Below are 15,551 nucleotides of genomic sequence, written 5' to 3'. Positions count from 1 at the left end.
CCCTTATATCGCACTAAAAACTTCCTCTAAACGCGGTCTGACTACTTTGAAATTTCATCGATACAGTTTTTAGTATGGTCAGAACAGCTTGAAAAATTCGGTAAACGAGAGATTTCTAATATTTCCGGAATTACGGATGAACAGAAAATAAGAAAGGAACACCGCTGCACGGCAGTGCAGACAGTGTTCCCCACTCAATTGCTTGATTAGTATCCTGCGCAGATCTGATCCCGGAGACGGTAGAATTCCTTCAGCTGGTCCTGCTCATAAGCGTATCCGGCTCGAATCAGCAAATCTTCCCGATCCTTTCGGGCCACGAGCTGCAGTCCGACGGGAAGCCCTTCGCTTGTCAGCCCGCAAGGAATGGACAGAGCCGGAACCTCCACCATGTTGAACAGGCCTGTATAACGGGTCATTGCGTCAAACACGCTTTCCGTATAATCGCCAAAATGGACTTCGTCCACGCCGATTTTCCGCGCAGGGATCGGGATCGTCGGTGTGGCCAGCACATCAATGCGTTCACGGAACAATTGATCGAACATGTTCATATACATCTCTTTTGTCTTCAGCGCTTCGATATACTGCAGCGAGGTGATATCCCGGGACGATTCCAAAAAGGCTCTGGCATCCGCTCCATATTGCGATAAGCAGCATTCCATCCGGCTTTTGTGGACATAACCGGCCTCCGAAGCGGCGATGGTCAACGAAACCTCGCTGTTCCCTTCCACAAAGGAGACGTCCGTATCAATGAGAATGGCACCGAGCGACTCCAGCGCCTCCAGTGATTGAAGATACAACGCATAGGTTTCCGGGTCGATGTGTTCGTTAAAGTAGCTGGTCGGCACGCCGACACGAAGCCCCCGGATGTCTTGATTCAGATATGGCAGATAGGACTGCTTCGTCATGGCACCGAACAGGATTGCCAAGTCGGTCATATTGGCCGTGATCGGCCCAACATGATCCAGAGTCCAAGAAACGTAAAATACGCCCTCAGTGGGTACTTTGTTATACGTAGGTTTTAACCCGACAACGCCACAGGATGCCGCCGGAATCCGAACGGAGCCGCCCGTATCGGTCCCGATGGAAGCTGCCGTCAAATCAGCGGCTACCGCCGCAGCCGATCCGCCGCTGGAGCCACCCGGCGTGTACTCGTGATTCCATGGATTGTGCACAGGACCGTAATGCGGGTTATTTGATGTGACGCCGAGGGCGTATTCATGCAGATTGTTTTTACCCAGGAGGATCGAGTCCTGCAGCAGCAGCCGCTGGACGATGGCAGCATTCTTGTCTGGTATGTGATTGGCGTCAATTGAGGAGCCGTAAGTGGTGCGGATGCCTTTCGTATCGATATTATCCTTATAGGAAAGCGGAATTCCGTACAGGAGACCGGTCTGCTCTCCCGATGAGGATTTGGCTTCGAGCCGTTTGGCTTCTCCCGTGGCCCGATCCTTAGCTACCGTAATATATGAATTGAGTGCAGGATCTTTCTTTTTAATCCGTTTCAAATAATACTTCGTTATGTCCAGCGTCGTCCAAGAGCCTGTTTTGTACCCGGATTGAATTTCCTGAATCGTTTTTCTCCCCATCATTCATTCTCCTTTCTTAGTCAGACAAACGAAAACTTCCCTTTCGGGAAGCTTTCATGTCCAGTTCTCTACTAAGCTATGCGGAAATGCTAGAGAACGTATGGGGATTTTGCCAATAAAAGGTAATTCTTAAACATCACGAATTGGTAGGCAGGAACCCGGCGGATTTCCATACTTGCTCGTAAACAGACTTGATCGGGATCCTGTTCTCTTTGGCTATTCGTTTGCAATCCTCAAACTCCGGGGCGCATTGAACGGTCTCCCCGTTATGAATACCCAATTTTACGGTAACGGCTCCCCATTCTGTTGGGACCTGAGTAAACGTTCGTTCCAGACGATGCACCGTGAGCGGATAATACCGGATGCCAAGCGTTGTCGTCTCGCGAAAAATGATTTCTTTCATCCGGTCGATCTTTTCTTTGGCGCATAGAAGCTGAAGCATCGTTCCCGGCCGGTTTTTTTTCATATAAATGGGGGTATAGAACACGTCGTTTGCGCCATTTTCGAGCAGAAGGTCCATCACGTAGCCCAGCCATTCACCCGAAACGTCGTCGTAGTTGACTTCCATCTTTACCATGTCTTGATCGACATGTTCATGATTTGGGGGCAGCTCGGATTTCATAAGACAGACTCCTTTCGGATCAAGAGCGTTATTCGCCTACGATGACACGCAGCACGTTCGGCCGGTCGGCAAACGTTTTGGTCCCTGCTCCGTAACCGACGGCGGTCACCTTGATAGACGGAATGGGCCCGTACTGCTGCGCCAGCACCGATACGATCGCCGCACCGGTCGGTGTCGTCAGCTCAAAGCGGACATCCGCCGCTTCCAGCGGTACGCCCTTCAGAATCTCCAGCGTCGCAGGCGCAGGCACCGGGTAAATACCGTGGTCGATCCGGATTTTGCCCATACCGACGGGCACGGGCGAGGAATGGATCGCTTCGATACCCATTTGATGAATCAAAATCGAGGCGCCGACAATATCGACGATGGAGTCTACTGCGCCTACTTCGTGAAAATGAACGTCGTCTAACGGAACGCCATGTATCTTTCCCTCAGCCTCCCCAATGATCTTGAAAATACGGAGCGCCGTGTCGCGTACTGGCTCCTCAAAACCGGCCGCTTCAATCATTTGAACGATATCCTTGTATGCCCGATGATGATGGTGATGATGGCTGTGACTATGCGAATGATCATGGCTATGATGGTGATGTGCATGGTCGTGAGGATGGTGGGCATGATGTTGGTGGACATGCTCGTGATGATCGTGCACGTGGTCGTGATGGTGATCGTGCACATGATCGTGGCTGTGGTCATGTCGATGATTTTGTTCGTGACTGTGGTCGTGACCATGTTCATGGCTATGGCTGTGGCTGTGGGAATGCACTACATCATGCTCGAGATGAACTTCGCCTGAACCTTCCTCTGCCTCAAGATCCGCTTGGGAATGTTCATCCACATGATGATGTTCAACGTGATCTTTCTCGTGCGCTTCTTGCAAATGCACGTCAAATTTGGTCGCGGTGATCCCGTTCTTGTTCACCTTGCTCCACTGCAGCGTATATTCTTCTTCGATGTTTAATTTCTGCAGCTCCGTCTGCATCCGCTGCGCATCGCCGCCGGCATCCAGCAGCGCACCGATGAACATATCCCCGCTGATGCCTGAAAAGCAGTCAAGGTATAGCGTTTTCAAATTCGTGTTCCCCCTCTATGTACAAGCTGATGAATCAGCGCGGCGTTATAACCTCCGCCGAATCCGTTGTCGATATTCACCACGCTGATGCCTGAGGCACACGAATTCAGCATCGTCAGCAGCGCCGACAAGCCTTGAAAATGAGCCCCATACCCTACACTGGTAGGTACTGCGATGACCGGATGGGAGACCAGGCCGCCTACGACGCTGGGGAGTGCCCCTTCCATCCCGGCCACCACGACAGAAACCGTCGCCTGCTGGATTTCCTCCAAATGGCTGAACAAGCGGTGGATCCCCGCAACACCCACATCATAGATCCGGTGGACCGTGCTGCCTAGCACTTCGGCCGTTACCGCCGCCTCCTCCGCCACGCGCAGATCCGAGGTTCCCGCCGCAATCACAGCGACATACCCTTGCGAATCGTCAGCGGGCATCTGTTCCTTTTTCCAGTACAAGACCCTTGCCGCCTCGTGATAACTGTAATCCGGACACGCCCGCAGCACTGTCTCGGCTTTTTCCTTGTCCACGCGTGTGACCAGGACGCTGCTGCCACGGGCTTGCAGAGCGCAGGCAATCGAAATGATATGATCCGCCGTTTTGCCTTCCCCATAGACGATCTCAGGGAAACCCTGCCGTTTACTGCGCTGGTGGTCAACCTTGGCAAAGCCGAGATCCTCAAATGCCGCCAGCCGCGCTTTGGCTTCCTCCACGCTCAGGGCTCCGCTGCGTACTTGCTCCAGAACGTCGTCCAACAAAGTTCTCATCCCCTTCCAGAGCTTTCGTTATGCCAAAACCTTGTTCATGCTGCCGCTCTGATAGCCCACCAGATCAAGCGTTACGTACTTGTAGCCGTACTCCTGCAGCCTGCCGGATATTTGGGAGTGCTGCTCCAGAACGGTCTGCATGTCCTTCGGTTCCACTTCGATCCGCGCCGTGTCCTGGTGCGTGCGTACCCGTACCTGGCGGATGCCGAGCGATTTCAAATAGGCCTCCGCTTTTTCAACCTTGCTCAGCTTCTCCTTGGTAATCCGTTCCCCATAAGCGATTCTCGAGGACAAGCAGGCAAAAGAAGGCTTATCCCAAGTGGGCAGGCCGTAGCCTCTGGACAGCTCGCGGATTTCATCCTTATACAGTCCGGCTTCCAGCAGCGGTCCGCGAATGCCCCTTTCCTTTGCCGCCTGCATGCCGGGCCGAAACTCATTCATGTCGTCGGCAATGACGCCGTAAACGATATTTTTATAGGATTGCTCCGTCAGTACGGGAACCAAATGGTCGAAAAGACTGCTTTTGCAAAAATAGCAGCGGTTTTTCGTGTTTTCAGCATATCCGGGAATCGCCAGCTCGGAGGTTTCAATGACCTGATGCCGCGCTCCGATCCATTCGGCCAGTTCCCTCGCTTCTGCAAGCTCTGTTGACGGATACGTTTCCGAATCTGCGGTCACCGCCAGTACTTGATCCGGGCCGAGCGTATCGACAGCCGCTTTAAGCAGAAAGGTGCTGTCCACCCCTCCTGAAAATGCCACGACAACTGAATTTAGTTCCCGCAGGATGGACTGCAGTTTCTCATATTTTTCGGTTAGCATTGTCCTGCCTCCTTCCCGTATGGCCATTAAATCGTCATGCTGCCGAACCCGCCATCCACCCGGATCATCGAACCGGTAATAAAGCTTGAAGCCTGATCTGAAGCAAGCAGGATCGCTGCCCCTTTTAATTCATCCGGCGTACCGAATCGGTTCATCGGCGTATGCCGCATGATCGATTCGACCCGTTCCGGGCTTAATATTTTCTGGTTCTGCACAGCTGGGAAAAATCCCGGAATGATCGCGTTCACGCGGATCCCCTCCGGCGCAAGCTCCCGGGCCAGGAATTGGGTGACGCTGTTCAATCCGGCTTTGGATACCGAATACGTAAACACCTTGGAGAGCGGCGTCGTTGAGGACACCGACGAGATGTTGATGATGCTCCCCTTCCGTTTCTGCTCGACCATGCGCTTGGCGAAAATTTGGCAGGTAAGCACGATGCCCTTCAGGTTCACGTCCATAATGCGGTCCCATTCTTCCATCTCCAGCTCGAAAAAGGGAGTGGTGCTGTTCGTACCCGGAGCGTTGAGCAGAATGTCCCATCCGCCAGACCATGCTTCGATGTCCGCAGCCGCTTGGACCAGGGACTCGCGCGAGCCCACATCCGCCTGGAATGCTTTCGCTTCCCCGCCTTGGCTCCGGATGACGCTTACGACTTCCTCCGCTTTGTCCAGGTTCCGCCCGACAATTGCCACCTTGGCGCCGTGTTCGGCAAAGCCCTCGGCAATCGCCGAGCCGAGCACGCTATTGCCGCCGACGGCTACCGCCGTTTTCCCCGTTAAATCAAACAAACTCGTCGTCATCTAGTGACTCTCCTCCGTTTTCGGTAAATTTCCGTGCTCGTCAAAAGGCAGATCATACGGCTCCGAGGCCAGCTCCATTTGCGGATGCTGCTTCACATATTCGAACAGCGCTTCAGACACCTCGATTTGGCTCAGAACGAGCGTATTTTTGATCCGGACGATTTTCGCCTTGTTAAAATCCAGCACATTGCTCGTTTTCACCGCCGCCTGAATCGCTTCCTTGTCATTCGGCAGCGTCGTGGCGATCTTCGTCGGCGCGACGACGGTGGACGTCAGCCCGTTGGCGTAAGTAACCTCCAAATCCATCTTGTCGACAAGCCGCTGCGTCGTAAAGTCCGCCGTGCCCACCCCGTTTGCATTCCCTTCGGTTTGCGGCGTCAAATCCAGAACGACCATTTTGTTGACATCGGGCCCTCCGTGCGCATAAGGCGTCGGATATCGGCCCGTGATGTTCGGATCCATGCCGTCGCCGCTGATGTTTTTGCCGATCTCGTCAATGATCAGCACTTCCAGCTGGTCAAAAAACAGCTTTGGCAGCAGTTCCTTTGCCTGAAGCTGCAGCTGCGGTTCCTTGTCGGTAATCTCCTCCGGCGTAAGTACCTCAACGACCGCAACCTTGTCGAACGCATTTTCGATTGTCGCTACCCCGAACAGGACCGGTTTCTTCTCCATGATCATTTTGGCCATGGCCGGAACATTCTCAGCCATATATTTAAACCCTAGCTGGTGGCAGGCCTCCGCCCCTTTCTGCTTGCCAAGGCCGATGCTGATCATTTTCATGATGCCGCTCTCCACCGGTCCCCGAAAAGCCGTATGCGGCTTAATGCGGTTAATAACGACGATGCCGTCCGCCGCGGCGGCGTATTTATCCAAATACACCGGAAGTCCGTTCGGCAGTGCGCCGAGCTGAACGACTTCCATCGAGGAGCGGATTTCGCAGCCTGCGCTCTCTTCCGTGACGCCCAGATGCGCCAGCACCTCCCGCTGCCCTTCCGCCGTGGCACCTCCGTGGCTGCCCATGCTCGGCACAATAAACGGCTTAGCCCCCGCTTCCTTCAATACTTTGACGGTCACGGCGGTTAGCTCCACAATGCGGTCAAGACCCCTGCTGCCGACAGCGATCGCGATTTCCATGCCGGGCTTGACCTTCTCCATAATGTGCGGCTCACGCAGCTTGGCTCCAAGGTCGCTGCCCAGGTCCACGATCTGTTCATCGTTGAACCGCACGTTGACCTTGGCCATTTTCGGAATCGGAATGTCCTTCAGAAGCTCCTGCAAAATACCCATGCGCTTTCCCCTCCCCCGTTATCGTTTCATGAAATAGGCTTCAGCGTTGCCGTAACCGATGTTTCGAACCATCCGTTCCAGAGCCTCCATATCATCCGGCACGAGCCCCTTCTCCACCCAAGCTCCGAGAAGATTGCAAAGAATGCGCCGGAAGTATTCGTGCCGGGCATAGGATAGGAAACTGCGCGAATCGGTCAGCATGCCGATAAAATGACTGAGCAGACCGACATTCGCCAGGTCCTTCATCTGCTTTTCCATACCATCTATATGATCGTTGAACCACCAGCCAGACCCGAACTGGACTTTGCCCGGCACCCCTTCCTCATAAAAGTTGCCTGTCATCGCGGCCAGGACGGCATTGTCTTTCGGATTTAAATTGAACAGCACCGTTCTCGGCAGGGCGTCTTCCTGATCCAATGCATCAAGGAAGCGAGCGAGACCCTGCGCAAGGTTCGTTTCTCCCACAGAGTCAAAACCGGTATCCGCACCGATGCGGTTTTTCATCTTTGTATTGGTGTTGCGGAGCGCGCCCATATGCAGCTGCATGACCCACTGCTTGCCGGCGTACATTTTGCCGAGCTCCTTCAGCAGGAAAGAGCGGTATGCGTTAATCTCAGCGCCTGACAATTCTTCACCGTTCAATCTTTTATTAAAAATAGGAACGATTTCTTCCTTTGTGACGTCTGCGAAATCAAGGTACGGGATATCATGGTCGGACGCACGTCCGCCATGCTCATCGAAGTAATCCACGCGCCGTTGAAGCGCGTTCAGGAAGGCATCCAGGGAACCGATGGTTTGGCCTGTAATCTCCCCGAGCTTATGTACCCATTCGGTGTATGTGGGGCGCTCGATATATAATGCTCCGTCCGGTCTGAACGTCGGGGCGATGATGGTTTGAAAGCTGCCATCGGCAGCCAGCCGCTCATGATATTCCAGCGGGGACAGCGGGTCGTCGGTCGTGCCGATAAATTTCACCCGGGCTCTGGCAATCAGCGCCCTCGGCAGAAAATCGGGCTGCTGCAACTTGGCGTTGCACGCCTCCCATATATCGCGGGCCGTGGCTGGGCTCAGGATTTGTTCGATGCCGAACACGTTCTTGAGCTCCAAATGCGTCCAATGGTACAGCGGGTTGCCGATCAGGTGCGGAACCGTCTCCGCCCAGGCCATAAATTTATCCCAATCCTCCGCATCGCCTGTAATCAGCTGCTCACCGATGCCGTGCATCCGCATCGTACGCCACTTATAATGGTCGCCTCCCAGCCACAGCTGCGTAATATTGGCCCATGGCTTGTTCTCCCATACTTCCTTCGGGTCCAAATGGCAGTGAAAATCAAAGATCGGCAAATCGGCAGCCGCCTTTTCATATAACCGAACCGCCGCAGGGGTATCCAGCAAAAATTCCGAATCGAGAAATTGGCTCATCCTGTTCTCCTCTCCAAGGATCGTTAATTGGTATGAAACCCTTTACATTTTTTAATTTGTTTATTAAACTTACAAAATATATTCGTACTGTACCAACTCCCCACGCCTTTGTCAATCGGGTAATTTATGAGCGGGCGAGGCGGGTTCGTGTTACAATATGGTTTATGCTGAATTTTCATGACGTTCTAAAATTGGAGGAAACAAATGGTAACCGGAGACGCCTCTTATATTAAAAAGATCAACCGGGCGTTGATTATACGGGAAATAATGAAGGAGGGAAAAATTTCCAGAGCGGATCTGTCCAAGATTACGGCCTTGACCCGGGCAACGATCTCCGCGCAGGTCGCAGATTTGCTGGAAGAAGAACTGGTCGTCGAAACCGAGCTGGAGCACAACCCTGTCGGACGCAAACCGATTATGCTCTCCCTGAACGCCCAGGCAGGATATGCGCTCGGCATTGACCTGGACGCAGGACACGCGACATTCATGTTATCCGATTTAACCGGTCATCCGGTCACAACCGAAATCATTCCAATTCAATCGGAAGCCTATGAGGATATCGTACAGCTGCTGGCCTCCGCGATCCGCGGTTATCAAAGCCGATGCGCGGGCAGCCGCTACGGGATGGTCGGCATCGTATTGGCGATCCACGGACTCGTCTCCAATGAAGAGACAATCAAATTCGTGCCCCGCTTCCAATGGCAGGACGTTGACTTGAAGCGGGATCTGGAACGTGCAGTCGGTGCGGCTGTCCATTTGGAAAACAACGCGAACCTCAGCGCTTTTGCCGAGCGGGCGTACGCTCACCATACGACCGACAACCTGCTCTGTGTAACGCTGTATTCCGGCATTGGGCTCGGCATGATCATGGACGGCAAGTTTTTTCGCGGCCATGAAGGCTTTGCCGGCGAAATCGGCCATATGATCGTCGTTCCCGGCGGAGAGCCCTGCGCTTGCGGCAACCGCGGCTGCTGGGAGAAATATGCTTCGGAAACAAGCGTGCTCCGGAACATCCTTGCGGCCGAACCTGGTGACGCCTCGGATATGGAGTGGATCAGCCGGCGCATTGCCGAAGGCGATGAACAAGTGCTTGACGCGTTGAATCAATTCGTCTATTACCTGTCGATCGGGCTGAACAATGTCATCAATATGTACAATCCGGACGTTATCGTTATCGACAGTGAGCTGCTGCGAATGGTTCCCGATGCACTGCAGAGGATCCATCATCAACTCCACTCCCAAATCAGCCATTACCGGGAGATCACACTGTCGGGCATGGGGCGGAAATCCTGCGTCATGGGTGCCTGTGCACTGGCGATTTCCCGTTTTCTGAACGTGCCTGTGCTTAGTTTGCCCTCCGGCGACGGCCTTGCTGATTGATTACGGGTATGAAAATGGAACGATGATGCCCGATACAACAAAACGGCCTATACAAAAAAACAAGCCCGGATCCATCGCGGCTTGTTTTGCGTTATCGGTTATTTGATTTTGCGTTTTTATACTAGGCTATAACCCCAGCCGTCTGCCTAAAGGAGTCGGCAGTCCGTCGATCGTGCTCCTGTTTTTCTCCTGCCAGTAGTCGTGAAGCCCTTGTTCGCCTTTATGCTCTGCCCACCGATTCAGCGTGTCCCTTTCCTTTTCATAAGTCATGAAGGGAACCGCATAACCGCAGGACGTCTGCACTTTATGCACATCGATCGTGATGATCTGTCTCGCTCCGGGCATCGGATCAAACAAAGGGTATAATGTCTCCCACTCCCTGCTCTCCGGTAAAATCACCGCCCCGGTTCCGTACAGGCGCATGATGTTCGCCGGTCCCTCAAACGCGCAGAACATGATCGTGATGCGGCCGTTTTCTTCCAGGTGGGCACTCGTTTCATTGCCGCTTCCGGTCAAATCCAGGTACGCGACCCGGTTCTCGGACAAGATCCGGAACGTGTCATAACCTTTTGGCGACAAGTTGACGTGCCCTTCCTGTGATAACGGCGCCGTACCAACGAAAAACATATGCTGCTTTCGGATAAAATCCATATGCTCAGGCAGCATAGCCGGAAATTGTTTGCCCATTTGAATCCCCCCACTCGTACTCTGTCGCTTAATTAAATTCATTGTATGTTAATCCGCTGTATATTAAAAATATATTTTTACCGCGAAATCATACATTAAAGTTATGAGAGTTTTTGCAATGGGATCTGCCATTCAGACCGGGTTAATTACAAATTAGATATTCATAAAATCGTCCCTCTCGACCTTACTCACCCGCAGACCGAACCGTGCGTACCATTCGCTCTTCCCTTTATCCTGAGCTACCCTGTGCAAGGAATTCTCCTTCCAGGCCTTGATCGCCTCAAGTGACTCCCAATACGAGACGGTAATTCCGACCCCATCCGTTCCCCGAACGCTTTCGACTCCGAGAAAACCCGGCTGGTTCGAAGCGAGCTCGACCATCTTATCTCCCATTTTACCGTACCCTCTATTCTCTCCTTCAGACATTTCCGAAGTAAAAATGACCGCATAATACGGCGGTTGCGGCGTTTTTGCAATAGCTCCCATCCTCGTTCTCCCCTTATCCATCATTCTATTTGCATTATACCGAGCCACTTACAATAAATAAAATGAATGTTTCAACTTATGGAGATGCTGGGCGAACAGAAATCGGATGCTTAAACAAAAATATGTATTTATCGCTCCAACTAAACCGCGAAATACTGCGTTTTACTATTGAAGTGAAAAATGTGTGTTCACTGTGATCTCGGGTTAAGGACGTGACGAATGAAAATCAGATGTATCCTATTGTTATGTTTCGTACTGATTGCGGGCTGTTCAAATTCCCCATCAACGATAGAAGAAGCGATGCACAAATCAAACATCCCTTATGACGACATTTTAAAAACCTTTGATACAGACAATAAGCATAGTGTGGTGTTCTATAGTAATGACAATCAATATAACGTCGGCCTTCTGAAGCACAACCGTCAAAGTTGGACTTGGATCGTCGGCACATACACAGATATCGATCCTGAGCAGGATATCGACTGGAGCTACTGCAACCTGAATGAGCTTAGCCCGATGTTTGTCGGAACTGTCAATAACAAGGACATTCTGAGCGTCGTCGTGGAGACACGCAAAGTAAAAACCGAAGCCCAGTTGATCCATTCATCCGACGGCACCGTATACTGGTATGTGCTTTTGGATGAACCGCAAAACCCGCCAATGCGATTCACCGGATATAACGCTCAAGGGCAAGTCGTGTATGATACTGGCTCGCTCGATGAATAGGGTTTCGCTCCTTTGAACAAAAAAACGTTCCGATGCTCTCGCATCGGAACGTTTTCTTATTATCCACAACCGGTTATTCTTCGGACTCGATCCATTGGAAATGGAAGGTGCCTTCTTTGTCGACACGTTGGAACGTATGCGCGCCAAAGTAGTCGCGCTGCGCTTGCAGCAGGTTGGCCGGCAGACGCTCCGTACGGTAGCTGTCGTAGTAAGCCAGTGCGGAAGCGAAGGCCGGAACCGGAATGCCGCGCTGCATGGCAACGGACACAACGTTTCTCCAAGCATCCTGGTAGTTGGTAACGACCCAGCCGAAGTAATCGTCCAGAAGCAGGTTTTTCAGCTCCGGATTTTTATCATAGGCCTGCTTGATGTTTTCCAGGAAGCGGGCACGGATGATGCAGCCGCCTCGGAAAATCATCGCGATGCTGCCGAAGTTCAGATTCCAGTTAAACTCTTCGGAGGCAGCACGGAGCTGCGCGAAGCCTTGGGCGTACGAACTGATTTTGCTGGCATACAGCGCCTTGCGTACGGCTTCCACGAACTCCCGCTCATCCCCTTCATACGGAGCAGTGTGCGGCCCTTTGAGGATTTTGCTTGCCTCCACGCGTTCTTCCTTCATTGCGGACAAGAAGCGGGCAAATACCGATTCGGTCACGATGGACAGCGGCACGCCGAGATCCAGCGAGCTTTGGCTCGTCCATTTCCCAGTTCCCTTCTGTCCCGCCGCATCCAGGATGACGTCAACCATCGGTTTGCCGGTGTCCGGATCTTTCTTGGAGAAAATATCAGCGGTAATCTCGATCAGATAGCTGTCCAGCTCCCCGCGATTCCACTCGGTGAAAATGTCATGCAGCTCTTCCGTGCCGAGTCCCAGCACATCCTTCAGCAGGTGATAAGCTTCGCCGATCAGCTGCATATCGCCGTACTCGATGCCGTTATGGACCATTTTTACATAATGGCCGGACCCGCCTTCGCCGATGTACGTTGAGCAAGGATCTCCGTTGACTTTGGCCGAAATGGCCGTAAGAATCGGTTCAACGAGCTCGTAGGCGTCCTTCTGGCCGCCAGGCATAATAGCCGGTCCTTTCAGGGCTCCTTCTTCGCCGCCGGATACCCCGGCTCCGATAAAGCGGATGCCCTTCGCCTGAAGCTCCCGGTATCTTCGCTCGGTGTCCGGGAAGAAGGCGTTCCCACCGTCAATCAGGATGTCTCCTTCTTCCAAATGCGGAACGAGCTGCTCGATCAGCGCGTCCGTCGGTCCGCCGGCTTTGACCATCATCATGATTTTGCGCGGGGTTTCCAGCGACTGCACAAACTCCTCGATGCTGAATGTACCGACAAAGTTTTTTCCTTCGGCTTCGGCGAGCAGTTCTTTCGTTTTTTCCGGCGAACGGTTATATAAAGCGACCGCAAAGCCTTTGCTTTCCATATTCAAAGCCAGGTTTTTGCCCATGACGGCAAGACCGGCCACACCGATTTGCTGTTTGCTCATCGTTTCTCTCTCCTCCAGATCTCTCTCTTTTTACTTGACGCTGCTTTTCCAGTCGGCTGCAAATTTAACCAAACCTTGGTCCGTCAACGGGTGCTTGGCGATTTGTGCAATCACGCCGAACGGAACGGTCGCAATGTGCGCGCCGGCCATGGCGACGCGGGTGACGTGATCCGGGTGGCGTACCGAAGCTGCAATAATTTGCGTGTCCAGGTTATGCGTGCGGAACAGCTGCGCAATTTTGTCCACCAGAAGGACGCCGTCTTCAGAAATATCGTCCAGACGACCCAGGAACGGCGATACGTATGTTGCCCCGGCACGGGCGGCCAGCAGCGCCTGATTCACGGTAAAGATCAGGGTCACGTTCGTTTTGACCCCTTTTTGGGACAAATAACGGCAGGCTTCCAGACCGGCAAGGGTCATCGGCAGCTTGATCGTGATTTTCTCATCGTTGTTGTTGATCTTGATCAGCTCGTTCGCCTGGGCAATCATTTCCTCAGCGGTTTCCGCATCCGGCGTCACTTCCGCCGACACGGACTCCACTTCCGGCACAGCCTGGCAAATCTCGGCGATCCGGTCTTCGAATTTCACGCCTTCCTTGGCAACCAGGGACGGGTTCGTGGTGACTCCGGACAGAACCCCGATTTTGTAGGCGGATTGAATATCCTGCAGATTGGCAGTATCAATAAAAAATTTCATCTTACAACCTCCTGTGAATGTTCAATATATGATTGGCTCGGTAAACCGAGCATAGAACCCAAAATCAGCTGGCGGTAACTTGCTCGACAAGCGGCTCGGAAGCAGCCTTTCCGGCTTCGTCTTCCTCATCGAACCACCAGTGGAATCCGTCTGCGGCAAGCAGCTCATGGGCCGCTTCCGGACCGTGCGAACCGGCAGCGTAAGGATGCAGCGGCACCTCATTAGCAGCGAAGGCTTCCAGGATCGGCTGCACCCACTGCCAGGACAGGTCGACCTCATCCCAATGGACGAAGAACGTCGAATCTCCGTTCAGTGCATCGTGAATCAGCGTTTCGTACGCTTCCTGGGCTTCTTTGCGGTCCGGATACATATCGATGTATACCGGTTTAAAGCCGTTCGGATGATCCGGGTCCTTCGCATTCAGCTGAAGCGTGATGCCTTCTTTTGGCCCGATCTCGATGACCAGCAGGTTCGGTGCGGTTGCCTGCTCTGCTTGAGTCGCCGTGGTGAGCGGTTCCTTGAATTCGATCACGATGCGCGTACTCTTCGATGCCAGACGTTTACCTGTCCGGATATAGAACGGAACGCCGCGCCAGTAGTAATTATCGATGTGCAGCTTGGCCGCGATAAACGTATCGTTCGTCGAACCTTCGGAAATGCCGGGCTCAGCTGTGTATGCAGGAACCGGTTTGCCTTGAATCGATCCGGCTGTGTATTGTCCGCGCACGATGTTGGTAAACACATCCTGCTTTTGCAGCGGGTCCAGTGCTTCAAGCACCTGCTTCTTCTTGAGCTGGACGTTCTCTGCCGAAGCCATGTTGTGCGGCGCGTGAATGGTCAGCATCATGAGCAGCTGCATCATGTGGTTCTGGAACATATCCCGCAGGGCACCGGCTTTGTCGTAGTATCCAGCGCGCTCCTCAACGCCTACGGTCTCGTCAGCCGTAATTTGGACGTTGGCGATAAAGCGGTTCGTCCACAGCGCCTGAATAACAGGATTCGCCTGCTTCAATGCTTCAAGCCGCTGCACCATGGATTTGCCGAGGTAATGGTCGATCCGGTAAATTTCTTCTTCCGCAAAAGCTTGGCTCAGCTGGTCGTTCAGCTCACGGGCCGAAGCGACGTCATGGCCGAACGGCTTCTCGATCACGAGGCGCTTCCAGCCCGTTACGCTGCCAAGGCCGCTGTTTTCGATCTGGGAGGCGATGGTGCCGAAGAAGTTCGGCGCAACGGACAAGTAGAACAAGCGGTTCGATGCTCCGCCGATTCCTTGCTCCCAAGCCTCTACCCGGTCTTTTAACCGGACGAAATGATCCGTGTCATCGATGTGCAGGATGTTGAAGCCAAAGAGTCCCAGGAAGGACTGCAGGGAATCGTCCTCTTTCACGTTCAGCCGGTAAAAATCGTACAGCGACTGCTTGACGTGAGCCTTGAACGTTTCATCCGTCATTTCTTTACGGCCGAGGCCGATCACGGAGAAAGCTTCCGGAAGCTTTCCGTGGATATATAAATGATACAGAGCAGGGTATATTTTGCGCTTGGCCAAATCGCCAGTCGCTCCAAACAATACAAAAGTTGTAGGATTCATCTCAATTGCTCCTTCCTTTCAAAGCTCCGCGACTTCCACTTCTCATTCTGTCGAAAAAGCTCTGGTTTCTGTGTCTTGGATTCACTATAATACAAATATGTGCCATACATGTAATCAATATATTTCT

At 52.9% G+C, this 15,551-nt stretch carries 15 protein-coding genes; 2 read left to right on the top strand and 13 right to left on the bottom strand.

All coding sequences use genetic code 11. The features are described from left to right. Nucleotides 1-206: 206 nt before the first annotated feature. The 8 genes from ABID47_RS17610 to uxaC form a co-directional block, all read right to left on the bottom strand. A complete protein-coding gene (locus tag ABID47_RS17610) occupies nucleotides 207-1,589 on the bottom strand; it encodes an amidase (protein WP_354498613.1) in 1,383 nt (460 codons plus the stop codon). 133 nt (nucleotides 1,590-1,722) lie between these two features. Further along, nucleotides 1,723-2,208 (bottom strand): nickel pincer cofactor biosynthesis protein LarC2, encoded by a 486-nt coding sequence (gene larC2, locus ABID47_RS17605; protein ID WP_354498611.1) that lies wholly within the window; start codon nucleotides 2,206-2,208, stop codon nucleotides 1,723-1,725. Nucleotides 2,209-2,236: 28 nt separating this feature from the next. Beyond that, complete coding sequence (gene larC / locus ABID47_RS17600; protein WP_354498609.1) at nucleotides 2,237-3,277, bottom strand: nickel pincer cofactor biosynthesis protein LarC; 1,041 nt, start codon at nucleotides 3,275-3,277, stop codon at nucleotides 2,237-2,239. Continuing rightward, nucleotides 3,274-4,032: a nickel pincer cofactor biosynthesis protein LarB gene (gene larB, locus ABID47_RS17595; protein ID WP_354498607.1), complete on the bottom strand. Its 759-nt coding sequence runs from the start codon at nucleotides 4,030-4,032 to the stop codon at nucleotides 3,274-3,276. The genes larC and larB overlap by 4 nt, the downstream gene beginning before the upstream one ends. A gap of 27 nt (nucleotides 4,033-4,059) precedes the next feature. Next, on the bottom strand, nucleotides 4,060-4,860 hold the full coding sequence (larE, locus tag ABID47_RS17590; RefSeq protein WP_354498605.1) for an ATP-dependent sacrificial sulfur transferase LarE: 801 nt from the start codon (nucleotides 4,858-4,860) through the stop codon (nucleotides 4,060-4,062). A gap of 26 nt (nucleotides 4,861-4,886) precedes the next feature. Further along, the gene (locus ABID47_RS17585) at nucleotides 4,887-5,660 is read right to left on the bottom strand and encodes an SDR family oxidoreductase (RefSeq protein ID WP_076166032.1); all 774 of its coding nucleotides are present in this window, start codon (nucleotides 5,658-5,660) and stop codon (nucleotides 4,887-4,889) included. Continuing rightward, nucleotides 5,661-6,947 (bottom strand): nickel pincer cofactor-dependent isomerase, group 22, encoded by a 1,287-nt coding sequence (locus ABID47_RS17580; protein ID WP_354498603.1) that lies wholly within the window; start codon nucleotides 6,945-6,947, stop codon nucleotides 5,661-5,663. Between the two features lie 18 nt (nucleotides 6,948-6,965). Beyond that, entirely contained in the window at nucleotides 6,966-8,369 is a 1,404-nt protein-coding gene (uxaC, locus tag ABID47_RS17575) for a glucuronate isomerase (protein WP_354498601.1), read from the bottom strand. 204 nt (nucleotides 8,370-8,573) lie between these two features. On the opposite strand from uxaC, the gene ABID47_RS17570 reads away from it, so the two are divergent. Next, nucleotides 8,574-9,749 carry an ROK family protein gene (locus ABID47_RS17570; protein ID WP_354498599.1) on the top strand — a complete coding sequence of 392 codons (1,176 nt, stop codon included), beginning with the start codon at nucleotides 8,574-8,576 and terminating at the stop codon, nucleotides 9,747-9,749. A gap of 126 nt (nucleotides 9,750-9,875) precedes the next feature. Here ABID47_RS17570 and ABID47_RS17565 read toward each other — a convergent pair whose 3' ends face one another. Both ABID47_RS17565 and ABID47_RS17560 read right to left on the bottom strand, forming a co-directional pair. Further along, nucleotides 9,876-10,436: a pyridoxamine 5'-phosphate oxidase family protein gene (locus ABID47_RS17565; protein ID WP_354498597.1), complete on the bottom strand. Its 561-nt coding sequence runs from the start codon at nucleotides 10,434-10,436 to the stop codon at nucleotides 9,876-9,878. A gap of 153 nt (nucleotides 10,437-10,589) precedes the next feature. Beyond that, the gene (locus tag ABID47_RS17560) at nucleotides 10,590-10,922 is read right to left on the bottom strand and encodes an antibiotic biosynthesis monooxygenase family protein (protein ID WP_354498595.1); all 333 of its coding nucleotides are present in this window, start codon (nucleotides 10,920-10,922) and stop codon (nucleotides 10,590-10,592) included. A gap of 300 nt (nucleotides 10,923-11,222) precedes the next feature. Here ABID47_RS17560 and ABID47_RS17555 point away from each other — a divergent pair, with 300 nt between their 5' ends. After that, a complete protein-coding gene (locus ABID47_RS17555; RefSeq protein ID WP_354498593.1) occupies nucleotides 11,223-11,648 on the top strand; it encodes a hypothetical protein in 426 nt (141 codons plus the stop codon). A gap of 73 nt (nucleotides 11,649-11,721) precedes the next feature. On the opposite strand, the gene gndA is transcribed toward ABID47_RS17555, so the two are convergent. The 3 genes from gndA to zwf form a co-directional block, all read right to left on the bottom strand. Then, nucleotides 11,722-13,140, bottom strand: coding sequence for an NADP-dependent phosphogluconate dehydrogenase (gene gndA, locus ABID47_RS17550; RefSeq protein ID WP_116230639.1), 1,419 nt, complete (start codon nucleotides 13,138-13,140; stop codon nucleotides 11,722-11,724). 30 nt (nucleotides 13,141-13,170) lie between these two features. Next, nucleotides 13,171-13,836 carry a fructose-6-phosphate aldolase gene (gene fsa / locus ABID47_RS17545; protein WP_076166067.1) on the bottom strand — a complete coding sequence of 222 codons (666 nt, stop codon included), beginning with the start codon at nucleotides 13,834-13,836 and terminating at the stop codon, nucleotides 13,171-13,173. 64 nt (nucleotides 13,837-13,900) lie between these two features. Then, nucleotides 13,901-15,424 carry a glucose-6-phosphate dehydrogenase gene (gene zwf, locus ABID47_RS17540; RefSeq protein WP_354498590.1) on the bottom strand — a complete coding sequence of 508 codons (1,524 nt, stop codon included), beginning with the start codon at nucleotides 15,422-15,424 and terminating at the stop codon, nucleotides 13,901-13,903. Between the last annotated feature and the right edge of the window lie 127 nt (nucleotides 15,425-15,551).

This window comes from Paenibacillus favisporus (assembly GCF_040545415.1).
GTDB lineage: Bacteria > Bacillota > Bacilli > Paenibacillales > Paenibacillaceae > Paenibacillus_AQ > Paenibacillus_AQ favisporus.
The sequence above is the reverse complement of the archived record's forward strand: the minus strand, read 5'-3'. Positions and strand labels throughout refer to the sequence as shown.

Bases quoted from the DNA above. Each gene is read 5' to 3' on its own strand.
- ABID47_RS17610 (WP_354498613.1), bottom strand. From the start codon at position 1,589: ATGATGGGGAGAAAAACGATTCAGGAAATTCAATCCGGGTACAAAACA.
- larC2 (WP_354498611.1), bottom strand. From the start codon at position 2,208: ATGAAATCCGAGCTGCCCCCAAATCATGAACATGTCGATCAAGACATG.
- larE (WP_354498605.1), bottom strand. From the start codon at position 4,860: ATGCTAACCGAAAAATATGAGAAACTGCAGTCCATCCTGCGGGAACTA.
- ABID47_RS17585 (WP_076166032.1), bottom strand. From the start codon at position 5,660: ATGACGACGAGTTTGTTTGATTTAACGGGGAAAACGGCGGTAGCCGTC.
- ABID47_RS17580 (WP_354498603.1), bottom strand. From the start codon at position 6,947: ATGGGTATTTTGCAGGAGCTTCTGAAGGACATTCCGATTCCGAAAATG.
- uxaC (WP_354498601.1), bottom strand. From the start codon at position 8,369: ATGAGCCAATTTCTCGATTCGGAATTTTTGCTGGATACCCCTGCGGCG.
- ABID47_RS17570 (WP_354498599.1), top strand. From the start codon at position 8,574: ATGGTAACCGGAGACGCCTCTTATATTAAAAAGATCAACCGGGCGTTG.
- ABID47_RS17565 (WP_354498597.1), bottom strand. From the start codon at position 10,436: ATGGGCAAACAATTTCCGGCTATGCTGCCTGAGCATATGGATTTTATC.
- ABID47_RS17560 (WP_354498595.1), bottom strand. From the start codon at position 10,922: ATGGGAGCTATTGCAAAAACGCCGCAACCGCCGTATTATGCGGTCATT.
- ABID47_RS17555 (WP_354498593.1), top strand. From the start codon at position 11,223: ATGCACAAATCAAACATCCCTTATGACGACATTTTAAAAACCTTTGAT.
- gndA (WP_116230639.1), bottom strand. From the start codon at position 13,140: ATGAGCAAACAGCAAATCGGTGTGGCCGGTCTTGCCGTCATGGGCAAA.
- fsa (WP_076166067.1), bottom strand. From the start codon at position 13,836: ATGAAATTTTTTATTGATACTGCCAATCTGCAGGATATTCAATCCGCC.
- zwf (WP_354498590.1), bottom strand. From the start codon at position 15,424: ATGAATCCTACAACTTTTGTATTGTTTGGAGCGACTGGCGATTTGGCC.